Source organism: Streptomyces sp. NBC_01426 (genome assembly GCF_036231985.1).
Lineage (GTDB): Bacteria > Actinomycetota > Actinomycetes > Streptomycetales > Streptomycetaceae > Streptomyces.
This window is the reverse complement of sequence record NZ_CP109501.1, coordinates 517,233-536,829: the sequence shown is the minus strand read 5'-3', so window position 1 is coordinate 536,829 and position 19,597 is coordinate 517,233. Positions and strand designations below refer to the sequence as shown.

The window sequence follows — 19,597 nt, the reverse complement described above, 5'->3', positions numbered from 1 at the left end:
CGGGGACGCCGGCCGAGGACGACGGCCGGGGCGGCCCTCAGCGCTCCACGTCGACCGGGCAGGCGGCATCGGCGGCCGCCTCCACGAGGTTCTTCTCCAGGCGTTCGAGGGTGTGCAGGGCAGCCGCGCGCTCGTCGTCCGTGAGTCCGGCCGTCGAGATGTCCTCCAGTTGGGTCCAGACCTCTTCGACCTGACGGCGCAGGGCGTGGCTCGCCGCCGTCGGCTCGATGAGCGACGCGCGCTTGTCGGTGGGCGAGGGCCGGCGGCGGACGAAGCCGGACTGTTCCAGGCGACGGACGGTACGGGTCATGGTGGCCGCGTCGGAGTCCATCAGCCGCACCAGGTCGATCTGCCGCTGGGGACCGCGTTCCCACAGGTGCATCATGACCAGCTCCTGGCCCGGGTGCAGACCGATGCGGCGCAGCAGCTGGCCGGCGAACATGCGGTGCAGGCGGGCCAGCCGGAAGATCGCGTGACTGACGGGTCCGCCGCCGGCCGCCGCCGGCATCGGCACGGTGGCCTCCTGCTGCGTCACCACGGGCGTGGTGGCCTCGGGCTTGTCTCCGGCGTCCGGCGTGAGCTGCGTCATCGTCTTCCTCCCCTTACCGCTCGGTTGGCTTTACTGCCCGGTCAAGGTAACCCTACCGCCACCTGAAGTCGGCGGCGCCACTCCGATGCCCTCGCGAATATGCCCAGCTCAGAGCACACCTCCTGAGCCGTTGCCGACAGATCACCCCGCCTCGCCCATGACGCCGGGGAATAGATCGGGGCTGGTTACTTGTTCGGACAGGTGATTTACTTGTTCAGACAGGCAACTGCATGGACGCGGGCACCCTGCCGTGCCCGTGGCATGCGGCACCACCCACTCCGAGGGGACTCGACATGACTACCGCGACCAACGCGTTCGATCCGATCGACCTGGGCGGCAAGCGCCTCGCCAGCCGCATCGTGATGGCTCCGATGACCCGCAGCCGCGCCCACGGGGCCGACGCGGAACCGACGGAGCTGATGGCGACGTACTACGCGCAGCGCGCCTCGGCCGGGCTGATCGTCACCGAGGGCATCCAGCCCTCGCCGGTCGGCCAGGGCTACCCCGACACCCCCGGCCTGCACACCGCAGGCCAGGTACGGGCATGGCGGAAGGTGACCGACGCCGTGCACGACGCGGGCGGCGTGATCTTCGCCCAGCTCATGCACACCGGGCGGATCGGCCACCCGAGCCTGCTGCCCGACGGCCTGGTGCCGGTGGCGCCCTCCGCGGTGACCGCCAAGGGCCGGGTCTTCACCCACGAAGGGCCCAAGGAGTTCGTGACGCCGAAGGAGCTGGGCGACGCCGAGATCCGGCAGACCATCGCCGACTTCGCCGCCGCGGCACGCCACGCGATCGAGGCCGGGTTCGACGGCGTGGAACTCCACGGCGCCAACGGCTACCTGATCCACCAGTTCCTCTCCGACCACACCAACCGGCGCACCGACGCGTGGGGCGGTGACATCGAGGGCCGGATCCGTTTCGCCGTCGAGGTCGTCACCGCCGTGGTGGAAACGATCGGCGCACAGCGCGTCGGCCTGCGGATCTCGCCCGGAAACCAGTACAACGACATGTCCGAGACCGACCCCGGCGAGGTCCACGAGGCGCTCCTGAGGCGGATCGCCGGGCTGAACCTGGCCTATCTGCACCTGCTGGAGGGCCCCGACCCCGAGGCGGCGCCGCGGCTGCGCAAGGCGTGGCCCGGCACGTTCGTCCTCAACCCCTTCACCCACCCGGACGTCACCGGCCCCGACGCGCTCAAGCTGATCGAGGACGGGAGCGCGGACATGGTGGCCTACGGCGCCCTCTTCCTGGCCAACCCCGACCTTCCCCGCCGACTCGCCGCGGGCGGCCCGTTCAACACCGCGGACCAGTCCACCTTCTACGGCGGCGACCACCGCGGCTACACCGACTACCCCGCCCTCAACGGCTGACGCCCCCGCCAGTCGTCGACCACGCCTTCACCCGGGAGTTCACGATGTCCCAAGCGATCACCTTCTCCGAGTACGGCACGTCCGACGTGCTGCGGCTGTCGGAGGTCACCCCTCCGGAGCCCGGTCCCGGCCAGGTCCGCATCCGCGTGCGGGCCGCGTCCGTCAACCCGCTCGACATCAAGATCCGGTCCGGACTGATGGCCGGCAACGCCCCGGCCCGCTTCCCCGTGATCCCCGGCCTGGACGCGGCCGGCGTCGTCGACGCCGTCGGCGAAGGAGCCGCGGCGTCCGTGGGCGACGCGGTGCTCGGTTCGGCCTCGGGCGGCAGCTACGGCGAGTACGCCCTGCTCGACCGGCCGGTGGCCAAGCCCGACGCCCTCGACTGGGACGTCGCCTCCTCGCTCGTCACGGTCGGCCTGACCGCCGCCCGTGTCCTGGCGGAACTGGACGTACGGGCCGGACAGACCCTGCTCGTCCACGGCGCCGCGGGCAGCGTGGGCATCATCGCGGCCCAACTCGCCGTCGCCCGGGACATCACCGTCGTCGGAACGGTCGGCGAGCACGACATCGAGCGACTGGCCGCGCTCGGAGCGAAGGCCGTCCGCTACGGCGACGGCTGGGTGGAGCGGGTGAAGGCCGCGGCCCCGCAGGGCGTCGACTCCGTCTTCGACGCCTCGGGCGCCGGCGTACTGGCCGAGTCCGTCGCCCTGACCGGCGACAGCACGCGCGTCGTCACCATCGCCGACATGGACGCCGCGCGGCACGGCGTCCGCTTCAGCGCGGGCGGCGGCGAAAGCGCCGGAGCGTCCCTGGCGGAGCTGGTCGCCCTGGCCGCCGGCGGTCGGCTCACCGTCCCGATCTGGCGCACCTACCCCCTCGCGGAGGCCGCGCGGGCGCACGCCGACCTGGAAGCCCACCTCAACCGGGGCAAGGCCGTCCTGCTGCCCTGACCTCCGAAGGCCGCCGCCCCGCCCGCTCGGGCGGCGGCCCCGGGGCCGGACCGCCGGCCGTCAGGTGTCGCTCGTCGACAGGCATCGGGTCTTCCGGGCGAGGCCGCCCAAGGCGTCGTTGAGGGCGACCAGGGCGTCGCCCGCGGGCCGGGAGCCGCCCGCGAACGCGACCTCGACGGCGGGTTCGCGCCCGTACGTGGTGAACACCCACGCCCCGTCCCGCTCGACCCCGGCGTCGTCGAGGACCCAGTCGAAGCCGTTGACGTTCACACAGGTGTCGATGGTCGGGGCGAGGGGTTCCACGCCGCAGCGCAGCACGACGGCCCTGTCGCCCCACCCGGCGGCCCCCGCGCCGTCGACGTCGTCACGGCCACGTCCCATGAGGGTCTCGGGAAGGCGCGCGACCACGTCCGAGCAGGGAGCGGTCCGGGCGAAGGGCCCCGCCGGCACGCTGTAGTCGGCGCGGGCGTACACGGCGACGGCGAGGGACGCGGCGGCCACGGCGCACACGAGCGGTCCGCGTCTCTTCGTCCATCCCATCCCCATGCCCGCCACGGTAGTTCGCGCCCGCGACGGCCACCTCACCGCCCCCGGCTGCCATGTGGCGCGGCCGGTGGCGTCACGCGTGGTCGCGGACCGGTTCCCTCTCGGGGCGTGATGTGCGGTCGTGTCGGGGAAGCAGCAACGGGGTCGTCAGCATGAGGAGACCGGCGATCGCGATCGCCGTGCGCGGGCCGGTGACGGCCGCCAACAGGCCCCACAGCGCGGTCAGGAGGGCGACGGTGGCCTTGCTGGTGACCGACCACGCGGCCAGGGTACGGACGACCCGGTCCGCCGGGGTCCGTTCGAGCCGGTAGGTGGCGAACACCGGGTTGAACACCCCCATGCAGGTGATCAGCCCGAGCTCGACGGCCATGAGGAACACCAGTCCGCCGGCGCCGGGGCCGACGAAGGCCGTCCCGAGGGACCAGCAGGCCCGCAGTGTCCCGGCGGTGCGCATGACCGCGGGCCGGCCGAACCGGGCGACGAGCCGGGGGGCCAGCCGTGAGCCGATCAGTCCGCCGACGCAGGGCACGGCGAAGGCGAGGGCGTACTGCCAGGGCGCGAAGCCGAGCCGGCCGAGCATGAGCACGGCGAGCAACGGCGAGGTCGCCATGATCAGGCCGCTGACGAGGACCGTGTTGAGGAACAGCGGGCGCAGTGCGGAGTCGGTCAGGATGTACCGCCACCCCTCGAACACGTCGCCGACGCGCGACCGGGACGGCGCCTGGCCGGCGGGCGCGGGGCGCGCCTCCGGGCCGCCCATCGCGCGGATCCCCGCCGCCGAGAGCAGGTGGCTGATCGCGTTGGCGACCACGGTCACCACCGGGCCGAACGCGGCGATCGCGGCCCCGCCGAGCGGGGGGCCGAGCATGGTGGCGGTCCAGGTCGTGGACTCGAAGCGGCCGTTCGCGACGAGCAGGTCGTCCGGCCGCACGAGCGCCTTCACGCACGCGCCGGCGGCCGCCGTGAAGGCGATGTCGGCCGCGCCCACGACGATCGCCACGACCAGGAGCTGGGGAAAGCCGAGCCGACCGAGCGCGAACGCCGCGGGCACGCTCATCAACGCCGTGAAGCGGACCAGGTCCATCGCGACCATCACGGGCCGTTTGCGGCGGAACTCCAGCCACGGGCCCAGCGGCAGCGCCAGCGCCGCGCCGACCGCCAGTCCGGCGGCCGCCAGCAACGAGACCTGGGTCGGTCCGGCGTGCAGGACGAGGATCGCGATCAGGGGGAACGCGTCGAACGCGAGCCAGGTGCCGAGGGTGCTGATCGCGTACGCCGCCCAGAGCCACCCGAACGGCCGGCCGAGCGAGCGTCCACCCGCCATGATCGACCCACCCCTCGCCCGCCGTGGAACACCCTCGTGTTGACCGGAGGAATCAAAGCGAGGGACACCCCGGCGGGTCAAACAACCCGCCGACCGGCGCTCACAACCACGCGTTGTGCCACCGGCCAGGGCCTGGGTCCCGTCGTCGAAGTGGCGCGGCGGGTCAGGCGAAACGTGGACGACAGGGCCTAGGGTGGGTCGGCGTGAATCTCGATGCCGTACGCACCTTCGTGGCCATTGCTGACGCGGGCCGCTTCCAGCGGGCCGCCGACGACCTGTCGATCACCCAGCAGGCCGTGTCCAAGCGCGTCACCGCCCTGGAGAGGGATCTCGGGGTGCGGCTCTTCATCCGCACCCCGCAGGGGGTCCGGCTCACCGTCGACGGGCAGGCCTTCCTGCCGCACGCACGCGCTCTCCTGCTCGCCGCCGAGCGGGCGGCGGATTCCGTGCGTCCGGGCCGCCGCGCCCTGCGCGTCGACGTGATCAACCGGCGGATCGCTCCCGCGCGACTGCTGCGCGCGTTCCACAGCGCGCATCCGGAGGGCGAACTCGACGTCGTGACCAACCTCCTCGACGCCGACTCGGCGATCGCCGCCGTCCTGTCGGGCACGATCGACGCCACCTTCCGCGCCCTCACGATGCCGACCCGGGAGCTTCCCGAGGGGATCGAGAGCGCCCGTGTCCTCGACGACCGTCTCCAGCTCCTCACCGGGCCGGGCCACCCCCTGGCGGGCGCCGGCGCGGTCACGCCCGCCGAACTCGCCCGGCACAAGATCTGGATGCCGGGCATCGTTCCCGGCACCGAATGGGCCGCGTACTACGACGAGCTCTCGGCCGAGTTCGGGCTCACCATCGACACGATCGGCCCCAACTTCGGCTCCGACGCCCTCCTGGAGGCGATCGCCGGCTCCTCGACGCTGGCGACCTTCGTCGGCGAGGAGGACCCGCTCGTGGGCCCCGCCCACCACGACCTGCGGCGCATCGAGGTGCGGGACCCGACACCGGTGTACCCGCACTCGCTGGTGTGGCTCGGCGACAACCCGCATCCCGCGCTCGCCATGCTCCGCGACCACCTGCGGTCCACCCGGCCCGACCGCTCCGACGCCGCGATCTGGACGCCGACGTGGGCTCGGGAACGACACCCCGGTCGCCGCGCCTCCCGGGTGTGAGGCGCGTGCCGGAGCGGACCGGGCGGGCCGGAGCCGCTCCGGAGCCGACCGGGGCACCGAACCGAACCGGAGCGGACGACCGGGCAGGCGTCGGGCCGGCCGGGCCGTGCGGACGCGGCTGCCGCGTCACGTGGTGACGAGTCGGGTCTCCACCTCACGGGTCGCCGCGAGGCGACGGCGGCGACTCGGCATCAGCATCGTCGGGTGCGAGATGCTCCAGGCCGCGGCCGAGCAGATCAGCTCCTTGATGCGGGCACCGCTCCGGCCGGCGATGACGGTGGACGTGGCCTCGTCCTCGTGGGTCACGCGCTGGAGGATCCCGTCGCGGCGTCCGAGGCTGATGCACTGGGTGGCGTAGCCGATCGTGGTCTCCCGGACCTTGCGCCCGGTCAGGCGCGCGGCGAGGGCGTCGGCGGCCTGCCAGGCCATCGGGGTCGCCGTGGCGCAGGCCATCCGCAGCGGCTTGCCGCCCGCCCCTTCGGCGCGCGCGGCGTCGCCGACGGCGTACACGTCGGGGTGCGAGACCGAGCGCATGGTGCCGTCGACGACGATCTGCCCGGTGTCGGAGACCGTCAGGGTGGTGGCGGCGGCGATCGGGTGGACGGCGAATCCCGCGGTCCACACGGTCACCCGGGCGGGGATCCGTCCGGCCTCGGCGGTGACCACGGCGTCCGTCTCGACGCGCGTGACGTCGGCCCGCTCGTGGACCGCGATGCCGAGCCGGTCGAGGACGAGGTGCAGGTGGCGTCGGGCCTTGTCGCTGAGCCAGTCGCCGACGCCGCCGCGGGCGGCGATGGAGACCCGGAGGTCCGGGCGTGCCTCGGCGATCTCGGTGGCCGCCTCGATACCGGTCAGGCCGCCGCCGACGACCAGCACGGTCGCGCCGGGCTCCAGCTCGGCCAGGCGCGCCCGCAGCCGCAGCGCGTCCTGCTTCCCGGCGACGTTGTGGGCGTACTCGGCGACGCCGGGGATTCCGTGGTCGGTGGTGGTGCTCCCCAGGGCGTACACGAGGGTGTCGTACGCGAGGGTGTCGGGGCCCGGCGTGTCGGGGCCGAGGGCGTCGGGGCCCTGCTCGCCGGTGAGGGCGACGGTCTTGCGGTCCGCGTCGACCGAGGCGACCCGCGCCGTCCGCAGCCGCACCCCGGTGCCCGCGTAGAGCGCGTGCAGGGGGCGGGGCCGCAGGTCCTGGCCGGTGGCGAGCTGGTGCAGGCGCACGCGCTCGACGAACTCGGGGTCGGCGTTGACCAGGGTGATCTCGACGTCGTCGCGGTGCAGGCGCCTGGCGAGGCGACCGGCGGTGGTGGCTCCGGCGTACCCGGCGCCCAGGACGACAATGCGGTGCTTCATGGCTGGCTCCTATCCGGTGGGACTCACCTCCTGAACCGGACAGCCGCTCGATCCCTGACAGGTTTCACATGTGATGTGGGTCACCACACCTGCGCGAGGGGTTGATGCGGGCCGGCGGCCGCCCACCGGCGCGTGATGCGGTCCAGCTTGTCGGGGTTGACCAGGATGTGGATCTCCTCGACGCCGTCGGGGGTCGTCCCGAGGCAGATCACGCCGAGGATCTGCTCGCCGGCCGCGATCAGCACGGCCGGACCGCCGTTGACGACGGCGGCGTGCAGGGCGGCGCTGCCTCCCACCCGCGCCCGCTTGGCCGGGGTCGGCCGGAAGAGGGAGCGCAGGTAGCGCGCGATGCGGAGCGCACCGATGACGGGGGTCCTGCGGGCCTGGACCTTCGCACCGCCGTCGGCCACGCTGACCGCGTCGTCGGTGAGCAGCCGGATCAGCGGATCGGTGTCGCCGCTGAGAGCCGCGGCGAGGAACTCCTCGACGACCTTCCGCGCGGCGACCGCGTCCACCTCGGTGCGCGGCCGATGCGTGGCGAGGTGCTGTTTGGCACGCCGGTGGATCTGCTGGCAGTTGGACTCGGTGAGGTCGAGGAGTTCGGCGATCTCCCGGTGCGCGTACCCGAACGCCTCGCGCAGCACGTACACCACGCGCTCGTTGGGCGTCAGCCGTTCCATCAGGGTGAGCATCGCGACGGAGACCGACTCGCGCTGCTCGGCGGTGTCGGCCGGGCCGAGCATCCGGTCTCCGGCCAGGACCGGCTCGGGGAGCCACTGCCCCACGTACGTTTCCCGCCTGGCCCGCGCGGAGGTGAGCTGATTGAGGCAGAGGTTGGTGAGGACTTTCGTCAGCCAGGCCTCGGGCGTCTCGATCCGCTCCCGGTCCGCCGCGTGCCATCGCAGGAACACGTCCTGTACCGCGTCCTCGGCGTCTCCGGCCGACCCGAGCAGTCGGTAGGCGATCGCCTCCAGACGGCCCCTGGAGTTCTCGAACAGATCGACCTCGTGCGTGCGGAGCGGCATCGGACCATGGTCGGCCATGTCCGCGGGCCGCGTCCACCACCCGCGGCCGGCCCGACGCGGGAACCGGACGTGCCCGACGCGCGAACGGCGTGAAGGGGCCCTGCTCCGGCCGGTGTCGGGCCGGAGCAGGGCCCCTTCAGGTCCGACGTCAGGGGGCGGCGGCCGTTCCCGACGGGGTGGGGTGCGCGTCGGTCGGGTGCCAGCGGGGGCCGCGCTGTTCCGCCAGTCGGAAGGCGGCCAGCGCCTTGAGGTGCTTGGCGATCGTCGGCGGGGTGAACCCGACGGCGGCGGACAGCTCTTCCAGGGTGGCCCCGGCGGGGGCGGTGGCCCTCAGTCCGTCCCAGGTGCGCGCCGCGGGCAGGCCGAGGCCGCCGTTGCTGGCGGAGGTGTGGAACAGGTCGTGGTGCGGCTCCGGCCCACCCGGATCCGCCGCGGCGGCCACGGGGTCGGTCTCCGGGGACGACACGGGGTGGGTCTTCGGGGTCGGCGCCGGGGCGGTCGCGGAGGACGACACGGGGTCGGGCCCCGGGGCGGGTACGGACACGGTGGCCGGCACGCGCAGGGGACGGCCCCGGGCCGGTCCGACCGGCCGGGGCGTCATGTTCACGGTGCGGTGCCTTCGGCCCTTTTGACGTTTGCTCACAGGCTTCGCGTCCCTTCACCAGTACGGATCACGTGAAGGGAACGAGTGAGCGGGAGACCGGTGACTCGCGAACCGGTTTTCGTTCGCCTGAAAGGGTGCCCGCCGCGTCGCGCGGGGCCCCGTACGTCGGGAACGTGGGCCCGTACGTCGGGCGGCACAGGCCCCGTGCGTGGGGCGGCACGGGCTCCGGACAGCGGGAACGCGGGCCTCCCCGCCGACCCGTGCGGGGGACGGGCGGGCGGCGGGGAGGCCCGCGGGTTCGGTGGGCCCGAAGGCCTACTTGAAGGCCGGCAGGCTGCGCTCGACCCAGGCGGCGAAGGGGGAGGCCGGGCGGCCGAGGACCTTCTCCACATCGGGGCTGACGCGCTGCTCGGCCGGGAGGGGCTGTCCCAGGATGTCGAGGGTGCCCTGGACGACGCCCTCCGGCATGAACTGCGACATGTGGGCGTAGGCGGCCTCGCGGCTGAGTTCGATGAAGGTGATCTCCTCGCCGAGGACTTCGGCGAGCGCGGCGGCCTGCTCGCGCGGGGTGACCGCGGCGGGGCCGGTCAGCTCGTAGGTCTGGCCGGCGTGGCCCTCCTCGCGCAGGGCGGCGGCGGCGACGGCCGCGATGTCCGCCGGGTCGACGACGGGGAGCGCGACGTCGGCGAACGGCGCGAGGACGGTGCGGTCCGCGCGGACCGACTCGACCCAGGCGTAGGCGTTGGAGGCGAAACCGCCGGCGCGCAGGACGGTCCACTCCAGGCCGGAACCGCGAACGGCGTCCTCGAACTCGCGGAGCCGGTTGTGGGACTGCGCGTCCGGACGGGTGGCGGTGATCTGCGAGGAGAGCAGGACGACCTTGCGCACGCCGGACTCCCTGGCCACGGTCAGCAGGGTCTCGGCGCTCTCGCCGCCGCCGAGCAGTTCGCCGGCGAGCAGGATGAACAGGGCGTCGGCGTCCTTGAGGGTCTCGCGCAGGCTCTCCGCCCGACCGAGGTCGGCCTGTACGTGGCGTACGTCCTGGGCGAGTTCGGCGGGCAGGGGGTTGCGGGAGACGGCGGTGACATCGGCGCCGGCCGCGGTGAGGGTGGCGATCAGCGGGCGGCCGACGTTTCCGGTGGCTCCGGTGACAACGATCATGAGAATGCTCCTTCATCAAGGTTCATGGTGGGAGAAAGCCGCTGTCGGGGGCGGCGCCGCGGTGGCCGGACGGTGTCCTTCGCCGTGATACCGGGGACGCTAGCATCCTCGACATAGTAAGTACCTAGGGGAAAGTGACTATCCCTCCGGGAGGTGCTGTCCCCGGTCGGGACGGCAGGGCAAGGTGCGGACTGCCCGTGAACGGCGGCGAGTTCGCGACCGAGGCGCGCCAGGTGGGCACGCGCCTCGGGTGGGCCGAGTACTTCGACGCGGGCGCCGAAGCCGGCGAGTCGGGTCGTGAGCACGTCGAGTGACGGCCCGTCGGCCTCGATGTCGTGGCGGCCGTCGGCGCGCGGCCGCGGCCCGCGCAGCCGGTCGCCGAACAGCTCGCGCAGGGCGGGCAGCACGTCCGTGTGCACCGCCGCGCGCACCGTGGTGGTGCGCAGGCCCCGTTCGACGCCGTCGGTCAACGCCTGCCACGCCGTGGCCAGGTCGAAGTCCTGGGGGCGGCGGGCGGGTTCACCGGTGGCGGTGACGGAGGTGACCCCGGTGTGCCGGAAGGACCGCAGGCCGTCCTCGGTGGCGGCGACCAGGTGCCATTGGCCGGCCTTGCAGACCAGGCCGAGCGGATCGACGGTCCACCGGCCGGGCGGGGTGTCGGGGTCCGTATACCCGAGGGTGATCCGCACCCGGTCCAGGACCGCCTGTTCCAGGGCGTCGTGGTGCGGCCCGCCGGCGGTGCGGACGGCGGCCCGGGACCAGTCGAGGCCGTCCACGACGAGCGCCTTGGAGGCGGCCTCGGCGTGCGGGCGCATGGGGGCGGGCAGTGCCTGGACCAGTTTGCGCAGGGCGGCGCGGAGTTCGGGTGAGGCCGAGAGCGGACCGGCGGCGAGGAACAGCGCCCCGATCTCGCGCTGGGTGAAGCCGGTGAGGTCGGTACGGGATCCGCCCACCAGGCTCCAGCCGCCGCCGCGCCCGCGCTGGGAGTAGACGGGTACGCCCGCCAGGGTCAGCGCCTCCAGGTCGCGGCGGGCGGTGCGTTCGGAGACTTCGAGTTCGCCCGCGACCTCCTTGACCGTGACGCGTCCGCGCGCCTGGAGGAAGAGCAGCGTGGCGACCAGACGATCAGCCTTCATTTTGCCCACGTTCTTTCTAATAGGCCATAAGATGACCTGTTTGGTGGGGAAGATGGAGTCATGACAGAGACTGTGAATGTTTCCGGCGCCCCTGCCACCCGTCCGTCCACCGACCCCCGCGGCGGCCTCTTCAAGGTCGTCGCACTGGCCCACGAGGTCCTCGCCGGCATCCGCCCGGACCAGTACGACGAGGTCACGCCCTGTCCGGACTATTCGGTCCGGGACATGGCCAACCACCTGGTGTCGGTGCTGCGCCGGGTCGCCGTGCTCGGTGCGGGCGGTTCCTTCATGAGCGTTCCGCACTTCGCGGAGGACGTCGCCGACGGTGACTGGGCCGAGGCCTGGGCGGTCTCCGTCAAGGAGTTCGACGCCGTCTGGTCCGACCCGGCCGTGCTGGGTCGTCAGATCGGTCTGCCCTGGGGCCCGGTGCCCGGTGTGGTCGCCTCGGTGATCTACACCAACGAGTTCGTCCTGCACGTCTGGGACCTCGCCAAGGCCACCGGCCAGAACCCGACGTGGGACCCGGAGATGCTCGCCGCGCCGTTGGCGAACATGCACCGCGCCGTGCCGGCCGAGCCGCGTGGCGGCCAGGTTCCGTTCGGTCCGGTGGTGGAGGTGCACGAGGATGCTCCCGCGATCGACAGGCTCGTCGGCTGGTACGGCCGCCGTCCCTGACGGCCGCCCGGGTCACGGGGTCGCCGTCCCGGGACGGCGGCCCCCAGGCCGTCTCTTCCGGATCTTGCCCGGCCCGTATCGGGGTCCGGATCAGCCGGCGGACCCGATGCCCTGCGCGAAGGAGAAGAACCGCGCGGGGTCGTACTTGGTCTTGACCCTGGCCAGGCGGGCGTAGTTCTCGCCGTAGTAGGACCGCTTCCAGTCCGTGAGCGCCGGGTCCATCCAGTTCTGGTACGTCTCCCCGTTGGACAGCGGGTCGATCGTCCGGAAGCCGTTGTCGACCCAGTGGGTGGCGACCGCCCGCGCGTCGGCGGTGTTCTGCTGCGGATCGTTGATCAGGGCCCGGTAGTTGACCGAGAACAGCGAGTCCCGGTGGACGTACGCCGTGTCCGTGCGCCCCGGGTCGTTGGCCGCGCCCCCGAAGAAGTGCAGGTCGAGGTAGCGAGCCTGGCCGGCCCTGCGCTCGGCGTCGAAGGCCGTCATCACGTCCGTCCAGCCGGTGTGCCCCAGCGGGCGACCGGCCAGGCGGGTGCGCTCCAGGCCGAACTCGGGTCGGGTCAGCACACCGGACGGGGACTTGCCCGCGCGTTGGCACTGGTCCTGGCTGAGCGTGCCACAGCCGAAGATCATCATCATGAGCTGCTGGTACGTCATGACGGCGTCCTGGCGGGCCAACGGCGCGCCCGTCAGGGCGATCAGTCGGGCCGCCTCGGCGTCCCGTTCCGCCGGAGTGCCCCGGGAGGCCAGCATGATGTTGACGTTGGGGACGGAGCCGGGTGCCGCGTCCGGCTGGACGACGTACCCGCCGCCGCCGATGGTGCGGGGCGCGTCCACCAGCCAGGTCGTGGCGGCGTCCAGGACGTCCGCGGCGCGGTCGTACGGGAAGATCAGGTTCGTGATGGCCATCTGGTCGCCGACGTGCGGGGTGACCGTGAAGCGGGTGACCACGCCGAAGTTTCCGCCGCCACCGCCGCGGATCGCCCAGAACAGGTCGCTGTTGCGGGTCGGCGAGGCGGTGACCACGCGGCCGTCGGCCAGGACCACCTCGGCCGAGGTGACGGCGTCGCAGGCCATGCCCATCGGGCGGGTCAGAAACCCGTAGCCGCCGCCCTGGAGGAAGCCGCCGGCCGCGACGGTCGGACAGCCGCCCTCGCTGACGACGAGGCCGTGCGGGGCGAGGGCGTTGAGAATGTCGACGTTCTTGGCGCCGGGGCCTATGTTCACCGAGCCGTTGCCGGCGGCCAGGGCGACCGCGTTCAGCCCGGACACGTCGATGATCAGGCCGGGGGTGGTCGAGTACCCGCCGAAGCTGTGGCCGCCGCTGCGGACGGCGGCGGGCAGGCAGTTGTCCTGGGCGAAGCGCAGCGCGACGGAGACGTCGGCGGAGCTGACGCAGTAGGCGACGGCCTTGGGGTTGGCGGCGTCGAACTGGGCGAGTTCGAGCTGCTTGGCCACGCCGTACGCGGCGTCGGTGGGCAGGACGAGCCGGCCCTGGAGGTTGCGCGCGAGCTGGCTCCAGGGGGCGCGGCCGGCCTCGGCCGCGGCGGTGACGTTCGCGGCGGGCAGGACGGTCAGGCCGACCGCGGCCGTGCCGGCGCCGATGAGTGCTCTACGAGTGATCACGGTTGTCCCATGGGTCGAGGCGACAGGGGTGTGACGAGGCGGTGTGACGAGGCTGTGGGGGGCGGAGCGGCGGCGGGCCACCGGCCCGGCCGCCCGGAGGGGGCGGCGGGGCCGGTGGAGCCGGGAGGGGCCGAGGCTAGGAGACCTTGCGGCCGCGCACGCCCTGTCGGACGACGCCCTTGAGCATGGAGCGTCCGAGGTCGCGCATCTCCTTGGGGCCGGAGGTGCTCGCCCACCACATGAACTTCATCATCGTGGGGGTGGTCGCCCGGAAGAACCGGTGGTCCTCGGGGTCCTTCCAGCCGAACGGCGTGTTGACCGACTCGCAGTCGCGGATCGCCTGGAAGACGATGTCGGCCGCCTTGTCCCCGTCGATCTCGCCGGCCTCGAACCGTTCGCAGGTCTCGGCGGTGATGTCGAAGAGGTGCTTGAAGGCGTGGCTGTCCGGCCACCACAGGCCCGTGTAGGGGGCTTTCTCCATCTCCCGGAAGTGGCGGTCGTCGCCGTCCAGGGTGAAGTTCTGGCGCGCCATGATCTGGCGCATCGTCGCCGGGGTGGTGAAGCAGGCCCACACCCGGAAGACGGCGTTCCAGAGGCGGAAGTGGCTGAAGGCGATGTAGGAGGCGTTGACGATCTTGTCGTTGTACTCCAGCAGGCCCTGCTCCAGGCGCTCCACGTACTCGAAGCGCTCGACCGAGAAGTCGTCCTCGCGCAGCGCGTCCAGCACCCGGTAGGCGAGGGCGTCGACGACCTCGAAGGTGTTGGACAGACCGCGCGAGTACAGCGGGTCGATGAAGCCCGCGGCGTGCGACATCAGGCACCAGCGGTGGCCGATGGTCTGCTTGGAGGAGTACTGGATCCGGTCGGTGGAGACCCACTCGCGGACCCGCTTGGCCCCGTCGAACTGGCGCTTCACCGCCGGGTACATGTCGAGGTAGTGGTTGAACTCCTCGTCGGGGGTCATGTCCTTCGGCTTGGGGTACAGCCGCTCGTCGAAGGTCAGTCCGACGCTGCAGAGCGGGTTCTTGGAGTCCTTGTAGTTGTCGAACGGGATGATCCAGAACCAGCCGCGCTCGATCAGGTGGTGGAGCGTGCCGCCGTGGAAGGGCGATTCGGCGGGCGGGCGCAGCGCCTCCGGGTAGTTGCACACGTCGTCGTACGGCTTGATGCCGACGTAGTGCGTGAAGAGCGACCGCGAGTGGTGCTTGTGGCGGGGCGGGTTGTCGCGCAGGGCGAACTTCTCGGCGAGCGGGGAACGGAACCCGCTCGCGTCGATGAGGAACTTCGCGCGGAACACCTCACCGGTGTGGCCCGTGACGGTGACGCCGTCCTCGTCGAAGTCGAGGTCGGTGGCGCGCCAGTTCTGCCGGATCGTGCAGCCGTACTTGGCCGCGACGTTCAGGTAGTACGAGTCGGTGTCCTGCCGGTAGAGGTGGACGGCCTCCGTCAGCATCTTGGGGATCACGAACATCGTGGCCTCGGCCGGGTTCGGCTCGCGGTTCTTGTCGTGCGAGACGAAGCCGAAGCTCTGCTTGCGGCCGTGGTGCGGGCCCATGTGCTCGGTGATCGCCTTGACGTCGAGCATGTGCTTGATCTCGGGGACGTCGTAGCGCGTGGCGAGGATGTGCAGCCACTCGACGAGCTGCGGGTTCTGCGACTCGCCGACGGCGAAGCGCGGGTGTTGGCCGGCGTCTATGAGGACGACGTTGGCGCCCTGGCGGGCCAGGATCGCGCCGGTGATCGAGCCCGCGAGTCCCGATCCCAGGATCAGGACGTCGCACTCGTTCCACTCTTCGGCCTTGGGGGCCTCTTTCGTTGCCTCAGCCTTGGTGGGCAAGACCGTACTCCTCTTTGTCGATTTCACTCGGCGCTTGCGTGGACGCCGGCCGGTCATCGGGTCAGGCGGTGTGGCGCGGTGCGCCGAACCAGTCGGTCAGGGCCTGGGCCAGTCCCTCGGGAGAGCCGTCGGCGGCGACCCAGGCGACGTAGCCGTCGGGGCGCACCAGCAGGCTCGCGGCCGGGGCGTCGGCGTCGTTGCGGGTGGCGGTCACCACGTCGACGCGGTCCGTCCAACCGGCGGCGGCGGCACGCAGTTCGGCGTTGTCGTGCAGGTCGAGCAGGACGGGGCGGCCCTGGTGCAGCAGTTCGTACGTGCTGGTCTTCGCGTCGTCGACCAGGAGCTCCTGGTCGGGCAGGCGGCGGCCGAGCAGCGGGTGGTCGCCGGGGGCGGCTCCGTAGGTGGTGTCGAGGCCGGTGACCAGCCCGACGAGGTGGGTGCGCACCTCCTCGATGCGGACCAGCTCGGCGAACAGCTCGCGCAGCGGGTCGGCCTCGGGGCCGCCGAGGTAGAGGGTGCGCTGGACCAGGGTGTTGGCGACGATGCGGGCGCCGACCGGGTGGCGCTCGGTGTGGTACGTGTCGAGCAGCCCCTCGGGGGCGGTGCCCTTGACGGCCGCGGCGAGCTTCCAGCCGAGGTTGACCACGTCGCCGACGGCGGCGCTGATGCCCTGCGCGCCGATGGGCAGGTGGATGTGGGCGGCGTCGCCGGCGAGGAAGACGCGGCCCTTGCGGTACTCGGCGGCGTGCCGGCTCGCGTCGGTGAAGTAGCTGGTCCACAGCGGGGTGGCGCCGCTGATGTCCTCGCCGGTCACCCGCTGGAAGGACTCGGCCACCTCCTGGAAGGTGGGGGGCTCCTGGGTGGGGCGGACGCCGGCGCCGCGCTCGAAGACCACGACGCGGGTGGCGTGCGGGCCGAGCGGGAGGACCACGACCATGCCCTGCTCGCCGACCTCGCCGGTGGGGCGGATCCGCAGCGGGACGCCGGTCACGTCGGCCATCTTCATCTCGATGGTGGCGCTGGTGCCGGGGAAGTCGATGCCGGAGAGGCGGCGGACGGTGCTGCGGGCGCCGTCGCAGCCCACCAGGTAGGCGGCGCGCAGGCGCTCGACGCCCTCGGGGCCGGCGATCTCGACCTCGACGGCGTCCTCGCCGTCGGTGAGGCCGACGACCTCGTGGCCGCGGCGGATCTCCGCGCCCAGGCCCACGGCCCAGTCGTGGAGGATGGCCTCGGTGCGGGACTGGGGGACCCCGCGGACGCCGAAGTTCCCGCCTTCGATGATGCGGTAGTCGATGGGAAGGCCGCCGAAGTGGCCTCCCGGAATGGTGTCGAGTTCCCCGAATTCCGCGAGGAGACCGCGCTGTCCGAATTCCTCGATGGTGCGGGCCGAGAATCCGAGTGCGCGGGATTGGCGCATCGGTTCGGTGAGCCGGTCGAGGACGATCACGGAGAGACCGGAAAGGCGCAGTTCTCCTGCGAGCATGAGTCCCGCAGGGCCCGCTCCGGCAACGATGACATCGGCGTTCAAGCTTTCCATCTTCCCTCTCCCGCTGGCGTTTTCTCCAGTATTCCGAGGGGCCGCGGGAAGCTGAACGGTCTCCGATACAGGGCTCTGACAAGTTCGTCAGATCCCCGGCAGCAGTGTCAGGGGACCGCTCCGGGGAGGTGAGAGGGGGCGCGGGCGGACGCGCGAGGGTGCCGGAAGCACTGCTTCCGGCACCCTCGTGACGCGCGTACCGCTGTCCGCGGTGTCCTCTCAGCCGCCGAGCACCCGGTCGACCCGGATCTCGACGACGGCCAGACCCGGCGGTTGCGGCGGCGCCGACCAGTACCGCTCGGTGTAGCGGCGTACCCCCTCCGCGACCCGGGAGGGGTCCGTGGAGACGGTGGCCGTCCCCTCCAGGGTGAGCCACTGCCAGCCCGCCATCTGGCAGACCGACACCCGCCCGCCCGGGTTGGCCAGCAGGTTCCTGGCCTTGCGCCGGGTCGCCGTGGTCATGACCCTGGCGAGGCCCGCGTCACCGTCCCAGGTGAAGCGCACCGGCGCGGTGTGGGGGCTGCCGTCGGGCCGCAGCGTGGTGAAGGTGCACAGGTGGTTCTCGGCGAGGAAGGCCTCGGCCTCCGCGGAGAGCCGCAGTGCCGGTGTGCGTGTGGGTGCCATGGAGGGGTTCCGTTCTCAGTGGACCGGCGTGCCGGCCGGCTGGTCCTTGGCCTTGGTCAGGGGCAGCAGCACCAGGGTCACCAGGAAGGCGAGCGCGGCGAATCCGGCGCTGATGAGGAAGGCGTCGTGGAAGACGGTGGTGCGGGCCTCGCGGACCAGTTCCGGGACCCCGTGCGCCTTGGCGGTCAGCTCGGGGATCCGGCGGAAGGCGAAGGTGGCGGCGACGGCCAGGCCGAGGGCTCCGCCGATCTCCTGCGCGGTGTTGATGAGGCCGGCGGCCAGGCCCGCCTCCTGCTCCTCGGAGCCGGCGAAGGCGGAGATCTGGAGCGGGACGAAGGAGGCGCCCAGACCCAGGCCGCAGATGATGAACGCGGGGAGCAGGTCGGTGAGGTAGGCGGCGTCGGAGGGGGCGTTCCACAGGAGCAGCATGCCGCCGCTGACCAGCGTCAGACCGACCATCAGGACGGGCTTGGCGGCGACCTTGGTGACGACCTGGGAGGCGACGCCCGCGCCGACCGCGGTGGTCAGCGCGAGGGGCACGTAGGCGAGACCGGTCCTGATGGCGGACCACTCCAGCACCTGCTGCATGAAGAGGCTGGCGAAGAAGAACAGGCTGACGCAGGTGCCCAGCAGCAGGATCGCGATGACGTTGGCGGCGCGCAGCGACGGGCGGCGGAAGATGCCGAGCGGCATCAGCGGGGCCTTGGCGCGGCGTTCGATGAAGAGGAAGGCGATCAGCAGGACGGCGGCCAGTGCGAAGCCGCCGTAGATGCGGGCGGCCGGGACGTCGGAGTCGTCGATGGTCTGGCCGAGGGTGAAGATGAGCAGGATCAGACCGGCGGTGAGGACGACGGCGCCGGCGAAGTCGAAGCTGCGGGTGCGCTCGGCGGCGCGGCTCTCGCCGACGACGAGCGGGGCGATCAGGGCGCCGACGATGCCGATGGGCACGTTGAGGAAGAAGATCCAGCGCCAGCCGGGGCCGTCGGTGAGCAGACCGCCGAGGGTGACGCCGGCGACGGCGGCGACGCCGCTGAGGGCGCCCCACGCGCCGAGCGCCTTGTTGCGCGCCGGGCCTTCCTCGAAGTTGTTGGTCAGCAGGCTCAGGGCGGCGGTGGCGATGAAGGCCGCGCCCAGGCCCTGGGCGCCGCGGGCGCCGATCAGCATGGAGGAGTTCTGGGCCAGGCCCGCGAGCAGCGAGGACGCGGCGAACAGGAGCAGGCCGGTCTGGAGCATCCGACGGCGGCCGAGGGTGTCGGCGAGGCGGCCGGTCAGCAGCAGGAAGCCGCCGAGGACCATGCCGTAGGTGGTGACGACGTACTGGAGTGCCGTCTGGGAGATGTGGAGTTCGTCCTCGATGGTCGGCAGCGCGACGTTCACGATCGACACGTCGAGGAAGGTCATGAAGCCGGCCAGGCAGAGGAACGCCAGGATGAGGCCGGGACGCCGGGCGGGCCCGGCCTCCGGCGTTGTGGTGGTGCGCAGGGACTCTTGGATCGACATGCCACTCCTCGAAGCGGGATGAGAACGGGGGAGGGAAAACGGGGACGGCGGGAGGGGCGTCGGCCTGCAACACCGGCGCTCTCTGGTGGCTTTCGGGAAGCTAGCATCCCCAGTAAAGTAGGTACCTAGAGGAAAGTGACTTCCTGGAGGGTTCGCATGAACAGCAGCACCGCCTTGTCGGGCGAAGCGGCGGCGCACGCCGCACGGGTGACGTCGGAACAGGCCTGCCCCATCGCCCCGGTGCTCGACATCGTCTTCAGCCGGTGGACGACGCCGATCCTGTGGACGCTGAACGAGTTCGGGGTCCAGCGTTTCGTGCAACTGCACCGCAACATCGGCACGATCACGCCGAAGGTGCTGACGCAGCGTCTGCGGCAGTTGGAGCGCGACGGGCTCGTGGTGCGCACCTACCACCCCGAGGTGCCGCCGAGGGTGGAGTACGAGATCAGCGAGCTCGGACGCAGCCTGGCGCCGCTCTTCTCCCACCTCGCGGACTGGTCGGCCGACAACCTGCCCCGAGTGGAGCGCGCGCGACAGGAGTTCGACGCGGCGGACGGGAGCGCCCGCTGACCTATGC

18 protein-coding genes are annotated in these 19,597 nt (G+C 72.2%); 5 read left to right on the top strand and 13 right to left on the bottom strand.

Features of this window, described 5'->3' with window-relative positions:
• Window positions 1–37 precede the first annotated feature (37 nt).
• A complete protein-coding gene (locus OG906_RS36745; RefSeq protein ID WP_329448654.1) occupies window positions 38–589 on the bottom strand; it encodes a MarR family winged helix-turn-helix transcriptional regulator in 552 nt (183 codons plus the stop codon).
• Between the two features lie 293 nt (window positions 590–882).
• Here OG906_RS36745 and OG906_RS36740 point away from each other — a divergent pair, with 293 nt between their 5' ends.
• Together OG906_RS36740 and OG906_RS36735 are read left to right on the top strand one after the other, a co-directional pair.
• Window positions 883–1,962 (top strand): alkene reductase, encoded by a 1,080-nt coding sequence (locus OG906_RS36740; protein ID WP_329448653.1) that lies wholly within the window; start codon window positions 883–885, stop codon window positions 1,960–1,962.
• A gap of 44 nt (window positions 1,963–2,006) precedes the next feature.
• Window positions 2,007–2,912, top strand: a complete 906-nt coding sequence (locus OG906_RS36735) for an NADP-dependent oxidoreductase (protein WP_329448652.1) — start codon at window positions 2,007–2,009, stop codon at window positions 2,910–2,912.
• Between the two features lie 60 nt (window positions 2,913–2,972).
• On the opposite strand, the gene OG906_RS36730 is transcribed toward OG906_RS36735, so the two are convergent.
• Window positions 2,973–3,458 (bottom strand): DUF3515 family protein, encoded by a 486-nt coding sequence (locus OG906_RS36730; RefSeq protein ID WP_329448651.1) that lies wholly within the window; start codon window positions 3,456–3,458, stop codon window positions 2,973–2,975.
• Between the two features lie 73 nt (window positions 3,459–3,531).
• A complete protein-coding gene (locus OG906_RS36725) occupies window positions 3,532–4,782 on the bottom strand; it encodes an MFS transporter (RefSeq protein ID WP_329448650.1) in 1,251 nt (416 codons plus the stop codon).
• 203 nt (window positions 4,783–4,985) lie between these two features.
• Between OG906_RS36725 and OG906_RS36720 the strand changes: the two genes are divergently transcribed.
• Window positions 4,986–5,951, top strand: a complete 966-nt coding sequence (locus tag OG906_RS36720; RefSeq protein WP_329448649.1) for a LysR family transcriptional regulator — start codon at window positions 4,986–4,988, stop codon at window positions 5,949–5,951.
• Window positions 5,952–6,077: 126 nt separating this feature from the next.
• Here OG906_RS36720 and OG906_RS36715 read toward each other — a convergent pair whose 3' ends face one another.
• The 5 genes from OG906_RS36715 to OG906_RS36695 all read right to left on the bottom strand — a co-directional run bounded on the left by OG906_RS36715 (window position 6,078) and on the right by OG906_RS36695 (window position 11,224).
• On the bottom strand, window positions 6,078–7,298 hold the full coding sequence (locus OG906_RS36715; RefSeq protein WP_329448648.1) for an NAD(P)/FAD-dependent oxidoreductase: 1,221 nt from the start codon (window positions 7,296–7,298) through the stop codon (window positions 6,078–6,080).
• Window positions 7,299–7,378: 80 nt separating this feature from the next.
• Window positions 7,379–8,323, bottom strand: coding sequence for an RNA polymerase sigma-70 factor (locus OG906_RS36710; protein ID WP_329448647.1), 945 nt, complete (start codon window positions 8,321–8,323; stop codon window positions 7,379–7,381).
• Between the two features lie 148 nt (window positions 8,324–8,471).
• The gene (locus OG906_RS36705; RefSeq protein ID WP_443067484.1) at window positions 8,472–8,930 is read right to left on the bottom strand and encodes a hypothetical protein; all 459 of its coding nucleotides are present in this window, start codon (window positions 8,928–8,930) and stop codon (window positions 8,472–8,474) included.
• A 312-nt stretch (window positions 8,931–9,242) separates the two neighbouring features.
• The gene (locus tag OG906_RS36700) at window positions 9,243–10,088 is read right to left on the bottom strand and encodes an NAD(P)H-binding protein (RefSeq protein WP_329448646.1); all 846 of its coding nucleotides are present in this window, start codon (window positions 10,086–10,088) and stop codon (window positions 9,243–9,245) included.
• Entirely contained in the window at window positions 10,085–11,224 is a 1,140-nt protein-coding gene (locus OG906_RS36695) for a helix-turn-helix transcriptional regulator (protein WP_329448645.1), read from the bottom strand. The genes OG906_RS36700 and OG906_RS36695 overlap by 4 nt, the downstream gene beginning before the upstream one ends.
• A gap of 60 nt (window positions 11,225–11,284) precedes the next feature.
• On the opposite strand from OG906_RS36695, the gene OG906_RS36690 reads away from it, so the two are divergent.
• Window positions 11,285–11,899, top strand: coding sequence for a TIGR03086 family metal-binding protein (locus OG906_RS36690; RefSeq protein ID WP_267799781.1), 615 nt, complete (start codon window positions 11,285–11,287; stop codon window positions 11,897–11,899).
• A 90-nt stretch (window positions 11,900–11,989) separates the two neighbouring features.
• Here the strand turns inward: OG906_RS36690 and OG906_RS36685 are convergent, their stop codons facing one another.
• From OG906_RS36685 to OG906_RS36665, 5 genes are all read right to left on the bottom strand, one after another.
• The gene (locus OG906_RS36685) at window positions 11,990–13,522 is read right to left on the bottom strand and encodes an FAD-binding oxidoreductase (protein ID WP_329448644.1); all 1,533 of its coding nucleotides are present in this window, start codon (window positions 13,520–13,522) and stop codon (window positions 11,990–11,992) included.
• A 136-nt stretch (window positions 13,523–13,658) separates the two neighbouring features.
• Window positions 13,659–15,359, bottom strand: coding sequence for an NAD(P)/FAD-dependent oxidoreductase (locus OG906_RS36680; RefSeq protein ID WP_267799783.1), 1,701 nt, complete (start codon window positions 15,357–15,359; stop codon window positions 13,659–13,661).
• 61 nt (window positions 15,360–15,420) lie between these two features.
• A complete protein-coding gene (locus tag OG906_RS36675; RefSeq protein ID WP_329448643.1) occupies window positions 15,421–16,896 on the bottom strand; it encodes an FAD-dependent monooxygenase in 1,476 nt (491 codons plus the stop codon).
• A 219-nt stretch (window positions 16,897–17,115) separates the two neighbouring features.
• Window positions 17,116–17,520, bottom strand: coding sequence for a pyridoxamine 5'-phosphate oxidase family protein (locus OG906_RS36670; protein ID WP_267825785.1), 405 nt, complete (start codon window positions 17,518–17,520; stop codon window positions 17,116–17,118).
• 15 nt (window positions 17,521–17,535) lie between these two features.
• On the bottom strand, window positions 17,536–19,020 hold the full coding sequence (locus tag OG906_RS36665) for an MFS transporter (protein WP_329448642.1): 1,485 nt from the start codon (window positions 19,018–19,020) through the stop codon (window positions 17,536–17,538).
• A 156-nt stretch (window positions 19,021–19,176) separates the two neighbouring features.
• Here OG906_RS36665 and OG906_RS36660 point away from each other — a divergent pair, with 156 nt between their 5' ends.
• Window positions 19,177–19,590 carry a winged helix-turn-helix transcriptional regulator gene (locus OG906_RS36660; RefSeq protein ID WP_267803129.1) on the top strand — a complete coding sequence of 138 codons (414 nt, stop codon included), beginning with the start codon at window positions 19,177–19,179 and terminating at the stop codon, window positions 19,588–19,590.
• The last annotated feature ends 7 nt before the right edge of the window (window positions 19,591–19,597 follow it).

Coding starts and splice junctions, on each gene's coding strand:
- OG906_RS36730 (WP_329448651.1), bottom strand. CDS start 3,458: ATGGGGATGGGATGGACGAAGAGACGCGGACCGCTCGTGTGCGCCGTG.
- OG906_RS36665 (WP_329448642.1), bottom strand. CDS start 19,020: ATGTCGATCCAAGAGTCCCTGCGCACCACCACAACGCCGGAGGCCGGG.
- OG906_RS36695 (WP_329448645.1), bottom strand. CDS start 11,224: ATGAAGGCTGATCGTCTGGTCGCCACGCTGCTCTTCCTCCAGGCGCGC.
- OG906_RS36710 (WP_329448647.1), bottom strand. CDS start 8,323: ATGCCGCTCCGCACGCACGAGGTCGATCTGTTCGAGAACTCCAGGGGC.
- OG906_RS36715 (WP_329448648.1), bottom strand. CDS start 7,298: ATGAAGCACCGCATTGTCGTCCTGGGCGCCGGGTACGCCGGAGCCACC.
- OG906_RS36660 (WP_267803129.1), top strand. CDS start 19,177: ATGAACAGCAGCACCGCCTTGTCGGGCGAAGCGGCGGCGCACGCCGCA.
- OG906_RS36700 (WP_329448646.1), bottom strand. CDS start 10,088: ATGATCGTTGTCACCGGAGCCACCGGAAACGTCGGCCGCCCGCTGATC.
- OG906_RS36745 (WP_329448654.1), bottom strand. CDS start 589: ATGACGCAGCTCACGCCGGACGCCGGAGACAAGCCCGAGGCCACCACG.
- OG906_RS36725 (WP_329448650.1), bottom strand. CDS start 4,782: ATGGCGGGTGGACGCTCGCTCGGCCGGCCGTTCGGGTGGCTCTGGGCG.
- OG906_RS36675 (WP_329448643.1), bottom strand. CDS start 16,896: ATGGAAAGCTTGAACGCCGATGTCATCGTTGCCGGAGCGGGCCCTGCG.
- OG906_RS36670 (WP_267825785.1), bottom strand. CDS start 17,520: ATGGCACCCACACGCACACCGGCACTGCGGCTCTCCGCGGAGGCCGAG.
- OG906_RS36740 (WP_329448653.1), top strand. CDS start 883: ATGACTACCGCGACCAACGCGTTCGATCCGATCGACCTGGGCGGCAAG.
- OG906_RS36735 (WP_329448652.1), top strand. CDS start 2,007: ATGTCCCAAGCGATCACCTTCTCCGAGTACGGCACGTCCGACGTGCTG.
- OG906_RS36690 (WP_267799781.1), top strand. CDS start 11,285: ATGACAGAGACTGTGAATGTTTCCGGCGCCCCTGCCACCCGTCCGTCC.